Genomic DNA, 14,705 nt, shown 5'->3' with positions numbered 1-14,705 from the left:
CTTTGATCGATCAATTCGCTCCGACGGCCAGCACGATCTTTCCCTTTGGCTGAGGCCGCACGCGCTCCAGCATCAAATGAGCCTCGCGCGCTTCCGTGAGAGGTAAGACTGCCCCCACCTTCGTTCGTAATTTTCCATCATCGACGAGACGAGTGATCTCTGCCAGATTCTGGCTTGTGACGTTGACCAGAATGAAGGTGGCTTCAACGTCATAATGTTCTGCAAGTTGCTGATCCGGCTTTGACACCGCCGAAATCAATTTGCCGCCTCGGCGAAGGACCTGGAACGAACGGCCTTGTGTTTCGCCGCCGACCAGATCAATGACGGCGTCGGCGTCGCGCACTTGTTCCTCAAAGCGCTGCGTCCGGTAGTCAACAACCGTGTTCGCGCCGAGCTCGCGAGCGAAGGAAATATCTTCAGGGCCCACGGTTACGATCGTTTGCACACCCGCGTAGCGGGCCAATTGAACCGCGTACGACCCGACACTTCCCGCAGCGCCGTGGATGACCACCGTTTGGCCAGCCTTGAGTTGAGCGCGATCGAACAACGCCTGCCAGGCCGTGACCGAAACGACAGGAACGGACGCGGCTTCAACGTGGGTTAGCGAGGCTGGCTTATTTGATACCATCGCCGCGGAAGCCAAAGCGTACTCGGCGTAGGCTCCAATAAATCGCGGATTGGTAACACCATAAACCTGATCCCCAACGAACAGTTCGGAAACCCCAGAGCCCGTCGCGACGATTTCACCTGAAAAGTCTGAGCCCAAGACGAGAGGGAGCGGTTGCGGCAAGGCGCTCTTTCCGGCTCGGATCCAGCCATCCCAGGGGCCGACCCCAGCGGCACCAACCTTGACCAGAACTTCGTCAGGGCCGGGGTCGGGCCGCGGGACACGCTCGAACCTCATGACCTCCGGCGGCCCAAACTCGTGTACGCGCCAAGCCATCATCGTTGAATGATTTTGCTCCCCGCAAGCCTGAGGAACGATGTTGCTGCTGGTCATCTCGTTCTCCTTGCACTCAGCTGTTCATGACCACACCGTCGACCGTCGGGGAGACTGTGGCTAACCACGTCCCAACTGCCCCCGGCCAACGCGAGCGCGATGCCAGGAATGCCATGCTCCGCGTCTCGGCACTCGCGGCGCATCGCAACTATCCCGTACGCCCGCTAGCGGACTTTCTCAATCGTGTTGGCCTAGGCGACGGCGTCAGCGACTATCGCGTCGATCCTTAGCAGGGCGATTTGTCGGTTGACCTGTCCGTACGTAACATGAGTGCCCGGCCCTCGACCACGAACGCGATCCTATGAATCAGGACAGCCGTGCGTCGTTTCCTGACATAAGGCCCGGTTGCAGCGCTCGCGACTACAAAGATGTGAGGGTCGAGATGCCGATCCACTTTGCCCGTCGTGAGGAGATGGCGCGGGAGCAACAAGACGTTCGTCGAATATGCGCCGCGAGCACCGCGTGCCTTTGGCGACACACGGCGTTTGCGGAATGTACATCGACGCGGTGGATGCAGTGGCCGCGCACGAGGAAGCGTCACCGAGACTGACGGAGCCACCGTGCCGCTTGCGCGCCGCGCCCGGCAAGGGAAGCTGCGCCGCGGCACAACCCTTCACTATCATCGCCTTGCATACCGCGCCCTTGCCCGCCTTGCTCTTCGCGGCCTCCTGTTCCTGCCCAATCGTTTGGGCGAGAACTGAATAGAAGGGAAGCGCCGCAAAGGTGCGCGAGCAAAAATGGAAAAAGCAGAACTTGGAGGGCTGAAGGACAAGGTGCCCTGCGCTGCGGTGCTGGAGCGCGCGGGGTTCGCCCTCGACGTGAAGGAGAGCACGCGCAAGGCGATGAAGTATCGCTGTCAGGCGTCGATCATCATCGTCATCCATGACGGCAAGGGGTGGTTCGACCCGCTTGGCGATGACAAAGGCGATGTCTTTGGCCTGGTCGAACACCTGGAGGGGGTGCCGTTCGTCGAAGCCATGAACGAAGTCGCCAAACTCGTCGGGTTCGTGCCGTCCGAGCCGGTCTGGCAGCGGGTGTCCCGCGAACGAGAGCCTGACCTGTCGATACCGGAGCGCTGGCACGCACGGCGCAGGCCATGGCGCGGATCGGCTACCTGGCGCTATCTCACCGAGGCCCGCCATCTTCCCGACCGCATCGTCCGTGCCGCAATCAGCGCCGGCGTTCTGCGCGAAGGCCCGCACGGCTCGATGTGGGCCGCCCATGTCGATACCAACGGCACCGTTACCGGCTGGGAAGAACGCGGACCGGACTGGCGCGGCTTTGCCACCAGCGGCGCCAAGGTGCTGTTCCGCCTCGGCAGTCCCGATGCGTTGCGCCTTTGCGTGGCCGAAGCCGCGATCGACGCCATGAGCCTTGCCGCGCTTGAGGGCTTTCGCGCCGACACGTTCTATCTCAGCACCGGTGGCGGCTGGTCGCCGGCAACCGACGCGGCGCTCCGCGCGCTTGCCGCCAAGCCGGGTGTTGAACTCGTCGCGGCTACCGACAATAACAAACAGGGCGACATCTATTCCGACCGCCTGCTCGGACTGGCGAAGAAAGCTAGGTGCGGCGGTGATCGCCTTCGACCTGTGGCGGACGACTGGAACGCCGATCTGAGGATGAAAGCGGAAGCAGGAGGGGAGGAAGGAGGACCTGCCGCATGCCCGCCGGTCGCCTCAAGGGTGAAGCTTCGCCCGGCTCGCGCCGGCCCTTGACCCGCCCGGGCGGAGAGGCGGCCGCGGGGAGGGGTTCGGAAGGGCCGAAGAAGATGGTGATCCATAGGGGATGAACCGCGCTCCGGCCCGCACCAGGCCAGGAGCCTCCCCATGACCCAACCCTCCATCCGCAAGATCTACTTCAGCGTTGCCAATCGCCAGCAAATGTTCCGCCTCTTCGACCGCCACGCCCAGCGGTCCAATCGCTGGGAGAATGACGACATCGACCTGTTCGCCGGCGAGTGGTTCGAGATCGCGCGTGCCGAGCACGACTACATGCTCAACCTGCCGCCGCCGCTCTGGATACGCGGCGAGATGTTCGCCCTGCGCGAGTTCCTCACCGAGACCCTGACCAGCCTCTTCTACACACTGCGCATCAACGGCAAGAGGCGACACTTCCACGGCTATTGCGACCTCGCGCGGCCCCGCTCGCCAAACGACATGCGCGACGCCATCGTGGAACGCGAATCCTGGCCAGTGAAGGCGATGACGTGCGGAGCGCCTCGATCATGTCTGGAGCGCGACCCATGACGAGTACCGTGGCTACGCGGGGGCCCCCTTCGGAGCCGAGCATCGCGGCAAACGCACCATCCACGTCCATGGCCTGGGAACGCTCGAGCAGAAGTTGCTCGATGACCTGACCGATGACGAGATCGCGGCCAAGCTGCCGGTGCATCTCAGGCACCTTCCCGTCCGCGCAGCGGCGTGAGGGAGGCGGCGATGTTTACCTTCCCCATCGTAGCGGTGCGCAAGGTCATAGAGCGCGGACTTGACGATGCCGCAACCAATGGCGGCTTCCGCAATCCCTACTACGGCACCCGCCCCGGCGAGGGCGAGAGGCCGGGTCTGTGGCTGGTCGGCGACGAGGGCGTCTACATCATGTCCAACGGCAGGCTCGTCGAAGGGACACGCGCGCTCGTCATCTATGCCGAGCAATGCCACCCCGGGGGCGACATTGACTGGTGGGACTACAAGCGCCGCCACTTCGGCGCCGATGACGGCATCTTGTTCATCGAGGCCGAGCGTCTGCTTCCGCTGTTCGACCGCAACCTGCGGACTACTCACCTCAACATCGAACTCACCGAGACCGAAATCGCGCTCTCGCTGATCACCCGCTGACTTCCCAACGCACGATCGCCTAGCCGACCCGCTCGGCCGGGGGCTCGCGCGCCTTCATGACGAGGATTTCTCCAGATGTCCAACGACGATCCATTCACGCTCGACTTGTTCAACACCACCACGCTCTCGTCTGGCCTCGGCTTCGGCGTCACCGCCGTCGGCAAGAACATCGGCGCTGGCGAGCCCGAAGCTGAAGAGACTACGACGCCCGCCGCGCCGGAGTCACAGCCGGCATCATCCGCCGGTGGAGGGGCGTTTCCGAAGGGAGCAGGGAAGCGAAAAGCAAGGAGGACCGCTCGCAGATCGGGTGGTCCGCCGACGCTGACGCTCAATCGCGCCCGTCGCAGTCCCGGCCCGTCATCCTGCGCAGGGCTGAAGAAGCCCCGCTTGGCCAGCCGGGCAGGGATGCTCCAGCGCAATTGCCCCGTCCCGCCCGCTCCGCGGGCCGGGGGATGTCTTCGGAAAGAAGACGAGAAAGGACCGGCGAAGGGCCTGTCCATAACCCTCCAAGGAGCATTCCCATGGAACTGAAGTTTGTCGATCCGCGCTCGCTCAAGGACAATCCTGACAGGGCGCGCCGCGCCAAGTCCAGCCCTCAGGCCGACGCCCTGCTGCTGGCGACGATCAAGGCCATCGGCGTTGTCGAGCCGCTGATCGTCTTCCCTGAAGCCGATGCCGGAAATGGCTTCGTCATCGATCAGGGTCATCGGCGCGCGAAGCAGGCGATCGCCGCCGGCCTCGAAGAGATCGCCGTTCTGGTCGTGCCTCGTGCCGAGGATGGCGGCGCGATGCGCTCGCTGGCCACGGCGATCACGCACGAGCAGCTCAACCCGGTCGATCTGTGGCGCGCCATCGAGCGTCTTGTCGCGCTGAACTGGACCGAAGAGTCCATTGCGATCGCCCTCGCGCAGTCGGTACGCCAAGTCAAGAAGCTGCGGCTGCTCGCCAATGTGCTGCCGGCGATGCTCGACGCCATGGCCAAGGGCGATATGCCAAACGAGCAGCAGCTCCGCACTATCGCGGCCGCTTCGCTTGAGGAGCAGAAGGAGGTCTGGAAGGCCAAAAAGCCCAACAAGGGCGATCCGCAGGTCTCGTGGTGGAGCATCGCCAACGGTCTCACCAAGCGGCGCATGTACGCGCGAGACGCAAGCTTTGGCGACGAGCTGCGCGAGGCCTTCGGCATCGCCTGGGTGGAGGATCTGTTCGCACCGGCAGACCAGGACAGCCGGTACACCACCGACGTCGACGCCTTCCTCGGTGCCCAGCGGGAATGGATGACGCAGAACCTGCCCAAGAAGGGCGTCATCACCGAGCCGAACGCCTATGGCGAGGTGAAGCTGCCGCCGAAGGCGGAACGCATCTATGGCACGCCGAAGAAGTCGGATCACGCCGCGCTGTATCTCGACCGCGAGGGAAAGGTGAAGACCGTCCACTTCCGCCTGCCCGAGGCCAGGAAGAAGACCAACGCGACGGAAGCCGCCGAGGTGGTCGTCATGCCGAAATCGCGTCCCGATGTGACCCGTAAGGGCATCGAGATGATCGGCGACCTGCGCACCGATGCTCTCCATGAGGCGCTGTCGCGGGCGCCGATCGAGGACGAAATGCTGTTGGCGTTGCTCGTTCTCGCCTTCGCTGGCCAGAACGTGCGCGTCGATTCCGGTGCCGGCGGCGATCATGGGTTCGGTCGCCGCATGCCTCGGCACGCCGCCACTCTCTTCGATGCCGAGGGCAATCTCGCCTTCGACGCCGAGACTTTGCGCATCGCGGCCCGGGGCGTCCTCATCGATGCGCTGTCCTGCCGCGAGGGCATGAGCAAGTCGGGCGTGGTTGCGCTCGTCGCGGGCGGCGCGATCGGGGCAGAGAGCTTCCTCGCCAATATGGGCACCGAGGATTTCCTCTCCTGTCTGTCGCGTCCGGCGCTCGAGGGCTCCTGCGCCGACACGCCGGTTCTACCGCGGGCGCGCGTAAAGGACACGCGGGCCGCGCTCGTCGAGCACTTCAAGGACGGCCGTTTCGTCCACCCGGCCGCCCTGTTTGCTCGCGACGCCACGAGCCTGGCCGAATGGCTGTCCAAGAACACCGTTACCGAGGCCGAGGACGACGTTGGTCCTGAAGTCGACGGCCTAAGCGGAGAGGACCAACCTTCCGGGAAAAACGCGTTGGAGGAAGGCTATCGCGAGGCCGCCGAATAGACCTGGCCTCCGCTTTTGATCGCTCTGCCGCCGCCAGGTTCGCCTGGCGGCGGCATGTGCACTGCCGCCCCACAGCGAGCGCTGCCGATAATGGTACCTCCGGCCTAGGCTCCGGGCCATGATGGGGTGACCGTGATGTGCGTGCCGAGACACCTCCGGTCGAGGAATCGGCGGTGGTCATGACACCTGTCCTTCGGTTCCAATGTCCAGTCGAGCCCCGTGCCGGTCCTCACTCGGGCTTCATACGGTCCTGAACCGGCGGCCGTGCGCTTCAAGGCCGCGTTCCGCGCCGCGGGGGCGGCTGGATCGGTCCGGTCTCGACATGGCAGCCCCGCGTCCCGCGCGAGGGCTGAAGAAAGCCCTGCTTGGCCGCAAACCTTCCATGCTCGTCTCGTTCCGCCCAGACCCTGAAGCGCCCGTCATTGCGCCGGTTCTTTTGGTCCGCGCCCGAGGGAGGGCCGGCATGGAGCCGGTCCTGGCCTCGAGAACCTGAAGAAAGGACATGCCAATGACCAAGAAAGCCGCCAATTCCCGCACAACCGCCCGCGTCGTTCCGCTCCGCAAGGGCACTAACCTCCAAATGGTTCGGCTCGCCTGTCCCGACGCCGCACAGTGCTCGCTCATCTCGGAGAGTTTTGGCCTTCCGGTGCTCGACAGCGACGGCATTCGCGACTTGCACGAAAAGCTCATCGTGGACACAGCCGCAGCGCTCGACGAGGGGCTTGGGGAACGCGCCATGCAGATACACCTGCAACGCGTCGTCGGTGCCTTTGTCGGGTCCGCCTACGGGGCCGGCCAGTTCTATAGTCGGGCGGTGTCCGAAGCACGGGACGCGACGGCCAAGTCGGCCTGCGACGATCGGAACGAAGACGTCGGAGGACCGGTCGGCTTCGACAGCGCTGCCCAGCGCAAGCGTGAGTTCGCCGCCGATATGGCATTACAGGCCCATGCGCTGCGCATGGCCGCCGAGGGGGCTATCGTGGCCTACGAGCAGGTTGTAGGCGAAGTCTGGAAGCCGTTCGAGCGCCCGGTCGAAAACATCGGCCAATCCGTCGACCGCAAGGCGGCCGAATTGCAGATGGCGGCTCTCGGATGAACGCCTAGGGCGGGGCTCCGGTCCCGCCCTCCTTCATGTCGAGCACGGCACTCTCGTTCGTCAGTCGTATCAACTGCGCCGGCCTGGCCGATTTTCATTGGGCCGAACGTGCCGCTTTCCATCATCGCCAAGTTAACTTTCGTTGCGAGCGCCGTCTCCTGGCAAGGATTAGAGACAACCTGCTGCCATGCGGTGCGCCGGAGCAAATATGGCTGCATGGTCTCCCAATTCCGCCCGTGGCCACCACCTCGACAGGCAAGTTCTTGTTCCAGCGATTCATGTGCGCGACCCTGCACCGGGGTTCCGACGGCGCCTCCCCCACGGACGGCCGCCGATGCCTGCTCCTTTCGCCAGCCGGCCCAATCGGAACGCTGGGCTCCTTCACTGCCCAGTCCCCGCTCTCTGGTGATGGCTTTCCTTGTGCTGCTGCGGATCTTTCCCGATCAACCCGCAAGGGGTCCGCTAGCTTGCTGCGGCCGCTCGGCTGACGCCTTCGGGTGATCGCGCCCGCCTTCGCACACTGACGGAGCCATTGAGCGGGAATTGGCCCGCTCCAAGATGGAGCCTCAGATGTCCCACGATCTCATACTCGCCCAAAAGGCCGCCTGGTCCCTCGCCTGCACTCTCATGGTCCCGGTTATCCTCTTCCAGGTCGACAACGAATTCGGCGTCATGCCCGCCGATGAGCTCGACGACGCCGATGTCGAAATCCTCGTCGAATATGATCCCTATAGCGGTGGCCGGTCGGTTCATTGAACCGGCCTTCTCCCGACCGCATTCAGGCGGCCCCCAGCGCCGCCTTCCTGCTTTATGACGCCGCTCGCGCCCCGTCCTGGCTCTGGTCCTGGCGGAGCCAGGCAGTCAGCGCAACGGCTTCGCCGTCCTCCGCTGTCGCTGCGGCCCACCCCATTTTGCGAGCACGACGGGACCCCGGTCGGGTGCGCGGCCCGCCTTCCTGCTCCGCCCAAGCGGACCCCGTGACGGGGCCGCGATCGGCGCGGCCTCCAATTGGAGGTTGATAAAATGAGCAGGAAAGAAAATGCAGAGCGCATCGACATCTATGCGCGCATCACCGACCGCATCGTAGCCGAGCTGGAGAAGGGTATCCGTCCTTGGATGCAGCCGTGGCAATCCAGCAATGCCTCCGGCCGCGTCACCCGGCCACTCAGGCACAATGGTCTGCCCTATAACGGCATGAATGTGCTGCTGCTTTGGTCGGAAGCCGTCGCACGCGGCTTTTCCAGCCCGATGTGGATGACATTCAAGCAGGCGCTCGAACTTGGCGGCGGGGTTCGCAAGGGCGAGACCGGGTCTATGGTGGTCTTCGCCAGCCGCTTCACCAGGACGGAGACGGACACCAGGGGCGAGGAAATCGACCGCGAGATTCCGTTACTCAAGGCGTATTCCGTTTTCAACCTGGCGCAAATCGATGGTCTGCCCGACCAATTTTATCGGCGGCAGGCAGAGCCGGTGCGCGATCCGATCGCCCGGATCGAGCATGCCGACCAGTTCTTTGCCAATACCGGGGCGGCAATCCGGCACGGCGGGGATCGCGCCTACTTCGCCCCGGTGACGGACCATATTCAGATGCCGCCGTTCCAGACGTTCCGGGACGCCGCTTCGTACGTTGCCACACTCAGTCACGAGGTCACCCATTGGACGTCGGCGCCGCATCGCGTGAACCGCGACCTTAGCCGCTACGCCAAAGATCGCAGCGAGCGAGCGCGCGAGGAACTGATTGCCGAGCTCGGAAGCTGCTTCCTCTGCGCCGATCTTGGTATCGCGCCCGAACTCGAGCCCAGGCCGGACCACGCGAGCTACCTCGGCTCGTGGTTGAAAGTCCTCGGCGACGACAAGCGCGCGATCTTCTCGGCCGCTGCCCATGCACAGCGCGCCGTGGCTTTCCTGCATGGCCTTCAGCCGGAGGCCGCGGAAGAATGCGAGGCCGCCTGATGTTCTCACGCATCAAACTTCGGAGGGGGAGGCCATGTGCCTCCCCTGTTCTTCGCATGGCCAAGCCCTCCGACAAGTGTGAAACCCTCCAGATAAACTCGCGAAATCGATCCCCACGCGGGCTGATCCGCGGAGCCGGAGGCCATTTCCTTTTCGCGGCCATCCTAAAGTTCGAACCGAAGTTGCCGCTGTTCCGGCGGCAACACATCGCCTAGGGACGAAAGTGTTACGCCCAACAGCCGGATTTCCTTCTGTACCGGAAACACCGACCTCAGGAGATCGGATGCGAGACGTTCGAACTCGAAGAACTCGATTGGCACCGACACGGTGCGGCTGCGCGTGATCTGTTGGAAATCGGCAAATTTGACCTTCAGCGTAATCGTCCGGCCGCGGATGCCCTTGCCTTCACAGTATCCCCAGACCTTGGCTGTCAACGGCTTGAGCTCGGCGATTGCTGCAGCGAGCTCGATGATGTCGGCTGCGAACGTATCCTCGGCGCCGATCGATTTGCGCGGCCGATCCGGCTCGACCAGGCGTTCGTCGATGGCGCGCGCGATCTGATAGTACCAGAGCCCTGACTTGCCGAAATGCTGCTGCAGGAAGGGAAGCGAGCGGTCCTTGAGGTCGGCTCCGGTCTCGATGCCCAGCGCCTCCATCTTGGCGGCCGTCGCGGGACCGACACCATGAAATTTCTTGATTGGCAACGTCTCCACGAAGGCCGGCCCATGGCGGGGCGTGATGACGAACTGCCCGTTTGGCTTGTTCTGGTCGGACGCCATCTTGGCGAGGAATTTGTTGTATGAGATGCCGGCGGAAGCGGTGAGACCCGTCACCAGCAGGATTTTCGCCCGGATCATTTCGGCGATCGTCGTGGCGGACGAAAGGTTGAGCCTGTTCTGCGTCACGTCCAGATAGGCCTCGTCGAGCGAGAGCGGTTCGATGAGATCGGTGTGTTCGGCGAACACCTCTCGGATCTGGCCCGAGACCGACCGGTAGACGTCGAAGCGAGGCGGCACGAAGACCAGCTCGGGGCATTTGCGCTTTGCCGTGACGGAAGGCATCGCGGAACGAACGCCGAAGGCGCGGGCCTCATAGCTTGCGGCAGCCACCACGCCGCGCGCGGCCGCTCCGCCAACGGCAAGCGGCTTGCCGCGCAGCTCCGGATTGTCGCGCTGTTCGACGGACGCGTAGAACGCATCCATGTCGACATGGATGATCTTTCGATGTTCGGAGCTGCGGTCAGGGGACATATGGCTGCCATACGCGTCGGCAGGATATGTGCTTCGTGCCACCGGATCCACAACACTCAGATCGCAAATTCAGCCTGCGCGCGGCCCTGATGGAGGCTAGAAATCCGAAAACTGTCCTTGGGAAGGGGACGAAGCACTTCGTGTTCGGGACGCGTCATGTCCAGCCACGCCGAGCGCTGGTCTCGGCGCAGCACCGCCATCTGGCGATCATGATAAGTCGCGATGTCGTCATTGGCCTGGATCGTGAGGATCGCGTAGGCTTCCGGCCAATCGCGCGTCGCCGGCCGCCAGATGCCGGCGAAATAGAACCAGTCACCGTTGGCGAGCCGAAAGCTGTAGTTCTTCCCCTGGCTGCGGTGCCGGAATTCGGACGCCGGCACGAGGCAGCGATGGCTCGGGAATGATCGATCCTCCGCGCGCACCACAGTGAAAGGGCGCCCGCCTGGTTCCTTCGGTTGAAGTCCCCACGTCAGCTTGAGCATCTCAACATCGCCGCCGTGGCGTCTTATGATGACGCGGGGTTCATCGAGCAGAGTGTCGGAATCGAAAACTGTTGCGCTCATCGCCAAAAGAACATAACAGGAACACAGCCATCGCGCAATGCCGCAGAGACGAGGTGAGACATGTGCAATGATTATCGGCTGATGGTGGACGTCGCCTCGATCGTGGAGGATTTCGCCGATCTCAAGATCAAGATCCGCTTCAGTGAAGGAGCGCCGAACATCCAGGCGCGCGAGGACATCAAGATAACCGATATCGGGCCGATCATCCGCCCGGTCGACGGCGCGAGCGGCGAGGGTGACCTTGTTCAGCGCCGGTGGAGCTGGCCTGGACCGAACAAGAGGCCGGTCTACAATTTCCGCTCGGACGGTCGCGAGTTCGCCTCCAACCGCTGCCTGATACCAGCCGATGGCTTTTACGAATTCACCGAACCGACAGAAAAGGGCAAGAAGCGCAAGGACAAGTGGCTCTTCACCAAGCGCGACGAGTCGATCTTCTGCATCGCCGGGGTCTGGCGCGAAACCGACGATGTCGGGGAGGCGTTCACCATGCTCACGATGGAACCCGGTCCGGACATCGCCCCATACCACGATCGGCAGATCGTGATCCTGGAGCGCAAGGATTGGGGGAGCTGGCTTGATCCCCTGGTGTCCGCCAAATCCTTGATCAAGCCGCTTCAGGCGGGGACGCTGGTCGTGGAGCAGGTCGGGTGATGTGAGGCGGTGCGCTGCTGAATGCTGCCGCGATTTGGGCGTAGGCATTTTAGGCGCACCAAGCCTGTGGGCCCCGCGGCTATATGGCGCGAAGGTTCATCGTTGGCGAGCAACCAAGCCCTAACCGAGACCGGAGCTGAATCGTCGTCAGGCCTCGAACGGACGCGGGGCGGTGCCTTTTGCGAGAGCTCGATCCAGACCGGCGCGTGATCGCTGCTCTTTTCCCATCCTCGCACCTCGACGTCCACCTGGGCGTCGGTCAGCCGCTTCTTCAGTGACGGGCTCAGCAGAAGGTGGTCGATACGCAGGCCTGCGTTGCGGCCGAAGGCGTTGCGGAAATAATCCCAGAACGTGTAGATCTTCTCACCGGGATGACGCGCGCGCAGCGCGTCGGTCCAGCCTTGTCTGAGCAGCGTCGCGTAGGCGGCGCGCGCCTCGGGCGCGAACAGGGCATCGTCCAGCCAGCGCTCCGCTGCTTCGATGTAGCGGCTATGGCCGTCGTCGGGGTCGCCCGGTAGGCCGCGCCGCGTTTCGTGAATCTTGCCGACGCGGCTCAGGATCGCGACGCCGTTCCAGCTTTTCTGGCCATGCCAGATCACGTCATAGCCAAGATCGCGGATCGGCCCTTCCGGGAACTTCTCCTGCGGCGCCTTCAGTTCCTGAAGACAGGCAATGTCCGGCGCTGCCTCTTCCAGCCAGCGCAGCAGCACCGGCAGGCGGCCGTTGACGCCGTTGACGTTGTAGGTCGCGATCTTCATGGCTTCATAGATCCGGCAGGAACTGATCGGCTCGGCCCCATCCCGCGAGGGCCTTCGATGCGGCGCGCTTCTTCAACTCGGGCGCATCGCCGACATGAAAATGGGAGGGCGCATCGATTGTCTTCATCTCCGCCCAGGTGACTGGTGCCGCGACCGGGGCTCCTGGCCGCGACCTGGCGCTATAAGGCATGATCGCCGTTGCGCCGCGCTGGTTGCGCAGATAGTCGACGAAGATCCGTCCCTTGCGTTTGGCCTTCGACAACACGGCCGTAAAGTGGGTAGGGTCGCTCTGCGCGACCGCATGTGCAAGGCCTGAGGCGAAGCCCTTCACCTCAGGCCATTCAGCTCGCGGCGTGAGCGGCGCGATTACATGCACGCCCTTGCCGCCCGTCAGCATCGGGAAGGTGGTCAACCCAAGGGATTTCAGCATGTCGCGGAACTGGAATGCGGCAGCGCGAACCGCCTCGAAATCCAGTCCCTCGTCGGGGTCGAGGTCAAAGACAAGGCGGTCGGCCTTCTCGACGTCTTCGATGCGCGCTCCCCATCCATGGAACTCGATCGTTCCCATCTGGACACAGGTCACAAGCCCCTCGGCGTCGTCGACGTAAAGGTAGGGCTCCTCGTGACCATCCTTTTCGGTGATCCCGACGTGATGGACCTTGTCGCCGAAGCTCCCCGCGTCATGCTTTTGAAAAAAACATTTCTTTGCTCGGCCCTGCGGGCAGCGGACAAGACTGATCGGCCTGCTGCCGGCCCAGGGAAGCATGATCGCGGCGACGTCGGTGTAATGATCGGCAAGCTGACCCTTGGTGATGTTGGATTCAGGGTAGATCACGCGGCCGCGATTGCTAATCGCGATCGTTGTCGTTGTCGGTGTCGTTGTCGTTGCCGGCGGCAGTGTCGCTGTGCGGTGTTCCGTCTCGAGCACGACCGCTTCCGGTTTCTTGTCCTCGCGCAGGCCGAGATAGCTTGGATGCCGCAGTGTTCCTTCATTGGTCATCTCGGTGAAGGCGATCTCGGCGACAAGCCTGGGAGGCAGCCAGTGCGCGCCGCGAACCTCCGCGCGCGGCGCTTCGACCGTGGCGTCCTTCTGCTCGAGTGGGGCCATGGTCTTCATCAGCCGGGCCATCTCGGCAGCATCAAAACCGGTCCCGACTTTGCCGGCATAGCGCAGCCTTCCGCCGTCATGGACCCCAAGGATCAGCGATCGAAAGGCGCGATCCTTGTCTGACGGGGTCCAGCCGACGAGCACGAATTCCTGACGTTTGATGCACTTGATCTTCAGCCAGCTTCCATCGCGGGCTCCGACATAGTCCGAATCCGCCAGCTTCGAGACAACCCCCTCGAGGCCGGCGCCGCAGAAGCGGTTCAGCAATTCTTCCCCCCGGCCCTGGATGTGATCGGAGTAGCGAAGGATGGGGCTCTTCGCCGGCAGGATTGTCTCCAGTTTCTCCTTGCGCTGCAGAAGCGCCAGCCTCGTCAGGTCTTCCCCGTCGAGTTGGAGCAGGTCGAAGGCATAAAAATCGATGCTCGCGGGAGCAGCCTTCAACGCGTTCTGCAGCGCCTGGAAACTGGATCGTCCCTCGGTGTCGATGACGACGGCCTCACCGTCGATGAGGGCGGAGCGAACCTTAAGCCTTCGTGCCTCGGACAGGATTGAGGGAAAGCGGTCCGACCAGTCCAGACCGGAGCGCGTATAGGCGCGCGCCTCGCCGCCGCCCACAGCGACAAGAATACGATAGCCATCATATTTCATTTCGTGGATCCAGCGGTCGCCGGCGGGGACTGTGTCGACCAGTTTTGCAAGCTGGACCGGCTGGAATGCAGGTGGCGCCAGAATGGCCAAGCCGCGCGAGGCTGGCTTCGTGGGGCGAGTGGAAACGCCTTTGATGATTGGAGCACGCGACGCTGACTTGCTCACTTGACCTGGCTCAAACCAGACCCAACTGTGTCTGCCATTATCGTCTTCCTGTTCCGTAGCTGCGCCGTCAAGACGTCCTACCTGTAACGCTTTGGTGCGACTTGCGATCCTGAGCCGGGCAGAAATTCGGCGTTTCACCTGAAATTGCGCGTCTTGACCTTGATGTTGTCGATGTGGGCGCGGTCGCGCGACTTGCTGCCAATTCATGATCCGCTCCATCCTAAAACTCCGCCAACGCTAACGCCGCCACAGTCTTTGTGTTCGATTGCACGGAGCGGCACCTACGACCTCTCGAACGGGCTGATCTGGCCGAAGGACGGCTGAAGCCTCGACCGCCTATGCCGCAATGGCGCGTCGCGCGTTTCTTCCCCTGGGCAAAGCCCATTCCTCGCGGAACCAAGAAACGCGCCCCTGCGCCATCCTCCGCTGTGCTGCGGTCGCAAGCGATGCGGCGGCGGTCGCCTCCGGCCTCACGATCGCCATCGAG

11 protein-coding genes and 2 pseudogenes are annotated in these 14,705 nt (G+C 63.4%); 8 read left to right on the top strand and 5 right to left on the bottom strand.

The features are described from left to right. Positions 1-10: 10 nt before the first annotated feature. Positions 11-1,000, bottom strand: a complete 990-nt coding sequence (locus LB524_RS28160) for an NADP-dependent oxidoreductase (protein WP_140793548.1) — start codon at positions 998-1,000, stop codon at positions 11-13. A gap of 737 nt (positions 1,001-1,737) precedes the next feature. On the opposite strand from LB524_RS28160, the gene LB524_RS28155 reads away from it, so the two are divergent. The 7 genes and pseudogenes from LB524_RS28155 (at position 1,738) to LB524_RS28125 (ending at position 9,075) form a co-directional block, all read left to right on the top strand. Beyond that, on the top strand, positions 1,738-2,715 hold the full coding sequence (locus LB524_RS28155; protein ID WP_140793546.1) for a DUF3991 and toprim domain-containing protein: 978 nt from the start codon (positions 1,738-1,740) through the stop codon (positions 2,713-2,715). A 111-nt stretch (positions 2,716-2,826) separates the two neighbouring features. Further along, a pseudogene (locus tag LB524_RS28150) lies at positions 2,827-3,424 on the top strand (DUF1419 domain-containing protein). Positions 3,425-3,435: 11 nt separating this feature from the next. After that, entirely contained in the window at positions 3,436-3,834 is a 399-nt protein-coding gene (locus tag LB524_RS28145) for a DUF3085 domain-containing protein (RefSeq protein ID WP_140793544.1), read from the top strand. Positions 3,835-4,355: 521 nt separating this feature from the next. Continuing rightward, a complete protein-coding gene (locus tag LB524_RS28140) occupies positions 4,356-6,026 on the top strand; it encodes a ParB N-terminal domain-containing protein (protein WP_224531639.1) in 1,671 nt (556 codons plus the stop codon). 508 nt (positions 6,027-6,534) lie between these two features. Continuing rightward, positions 6,535-7,122 (top strand): hypothetical protein, encoded by a 588-nt coding sequence (locus LB524_RS28135; RefSeq protein ID WP_224531637.1) that lies wholly within the window; start codon positions 6,535-6,537, stop codon positions 7,120-7,122. A 570-nt stretch (positions 7,123-7,692) separates the two neighbouring features. After that, complete coding sequence (locus tag LB524_RS28130; RefSeq protein ID WP_140794054.1) at positions 7,693-7,878, top strand: hypothetical protein; 186 nt, start codon at positions 7,693-7,695, stop codon at positions 7,876-7,878. 267 nt (positions 7,879-8,145) lie between these two features. Continuing rightward, positions 8,146-9,075 carry an ArdC family protein gene (locus tag LB524_RS28125; protein ID WP_140794052.1) on the top strand — a complete coding sequence of 310 codons (930 nt, stop codon included), beginning with the start codon at positions 8,146-8,148 and terminating at the stop codon, positions 9,073-9,075. A gap of 164 nt (positions 9,076-9,239) precedes the next feature. On the opposite strand, the gene dinB is transcribed toward LB524_RS28125, so the two are convergent. Then, entirely contained in the window at positions 9,240-10,325 is a 1,086-nt protein-coding gene (gene dinB / locus LB524_RS28120; RefSeq protein ID WP_224531635.1) for a DNA polymerase IV, read from the bottom strand. Positions 10,326-10,381: 56 nt separating this feature from the next. Then, positions 10,382-10,888: an SOS response-associated peptidase family protein gene (locus LB524_RS28115; protein WP_140794060.1), complete on the bottom strand. Its 507-nt coding sequence runs from the start codon at positions 10,886-10,888 to the stop codon at positions 10,382-10,384. 60 nt (positions 10,889-10,948) lie between these two features. Between LB524_RS28115 and LB524_RS28110 the strand changes: the two genes are divergently transcribed. Next, a complete protein-coding gene (locus LB524_RS28110; protein ID WP_140794048.1) occupies positions 10,949-11,539 on the top strand; it encodes an SOS response-associated peptidase in 591 nt (196 codons plus the stop codon). Between the two features lie 179 nt (positions 11,540-11,718). On the opposite strand, the pseudogene LB524_RS28105 reads toward LB524_RS28110, so the two are convergent. Both LB524_RS28105 and ligD read right to left on the bottom strand, forming a co-directional pair. Beyond that, positions 11,719-12,297, bottom strand: a pseudogene (locus LB524_RS28105) (endonuclease/exonuclease/phosphatase family protein); the annotation flags it as partial. A 4-nt stretch (positions 12,298-12,301) separates the two neighbouring features. Next, complete coding sequence (ligD, locus tag LB524_RS28100) at positions 12,302-14,437, bottom strand: DNA ligase D (protein ID WP_224531633.1); 2,136 nt, start codon at positions 14,435-14,437, stop codon at positions 12,302-12,304. Between the last annotated feature and the right edge of the window lie 268 nt (positions 14,438-14,705).

The organism is Mesorhizobium sp. ESP6-5, assembly GCF_020164695.1.
GTDB classification, from domain to species: Bacteria; Pseudomonadota; Alphaproteobacteria; order Rhizobiales; family Rhizobiaceae; genus Mesorhizobium; species Mesorhizobium australicum.
The sequence above is the reverse complement of the archived record's forward strand: the minus strand, read 5'-3'. Positions and strand labels throughout refer to the sequence as shown.

Bases quoted from the DNA above. Each gene is read 5' to 3' on its own strand.
- LB524_RS28110 (WP_140794048.1), top strand. From the start codon at position 10,949: ATGTGCAATGATTATCGGCTGATGGTGGACGTCGCCTCGATCGTGGAG.
- LB524_RS28115 (WP_140794060.1), bottom strand. From the start codon at position 10,888: ATGAGCGCAACAGTTTTCGATTCCGACACTCTGCTCGATGAACCCCGC.
- LB524_RS28160 (WP_140793548.1), bottom strand. From the start codon at position 1,000: ATGACCAGCAGCAACATCGTTCCTCAGGCTTGCGGGGAGCAAAATCAT.
- LB524_RS28145 (WP_140793544.1), top strand. From the start codon at position 3,436: ATGTTTACCTTCCCCATCGTAGCGGTGCGCAAGGTCATAGAGCGCGGA.
- dinB (WP_224531635.1), bottom strand. From the start codon at position 10,325: ATGTCCCCTGACCGCAGCTCCGAACATCGAAAGATCATCCATGTCGAC.
- LB524_RS28130 (WP_140794054.1), top strand. From the start codon at position 7,693: ATGTCCCACGATCTCATACTCGCCCAAAAGGCCGCCTGGTCCCTCGCC.
- LB524_RS28140 (WP_224531639.1), top strand. From the start codon at position 4,356: ATGGAACTGAAGTTTGTCGATCCGCGCTCGCTCAAGGACAATCCTGAC.
- LB524_RS28155 (WP_140793546.1), top strand. From the start codon at position 1,738: ATGGAAAAAGCAGAACTTGGAGGGCTGAAGGACAAGGTGCCCTGCGCT.
- LB524_RS28125 (WP_140794052.1), top strand. From the start codon at position 8,146: ATGAGCAGGAAAGAAAATGCAGAGCGCATCGACATCTATGCGCGCATC.
- ligD (WP_224531633.1), bottom strand. From the start codon at position 14,437: ATGGAGCGGATCATGAATTGGCAGCAAGTCGCGCGACCGCGCCCACAT.
- LB524_RS28135 (WP_224531637.1), top strand. From the start codon at position 6,535: ATGACCAAGAAAGCCGCCAATTCCCGCACAACCGCCCGCGTCGTTCCG.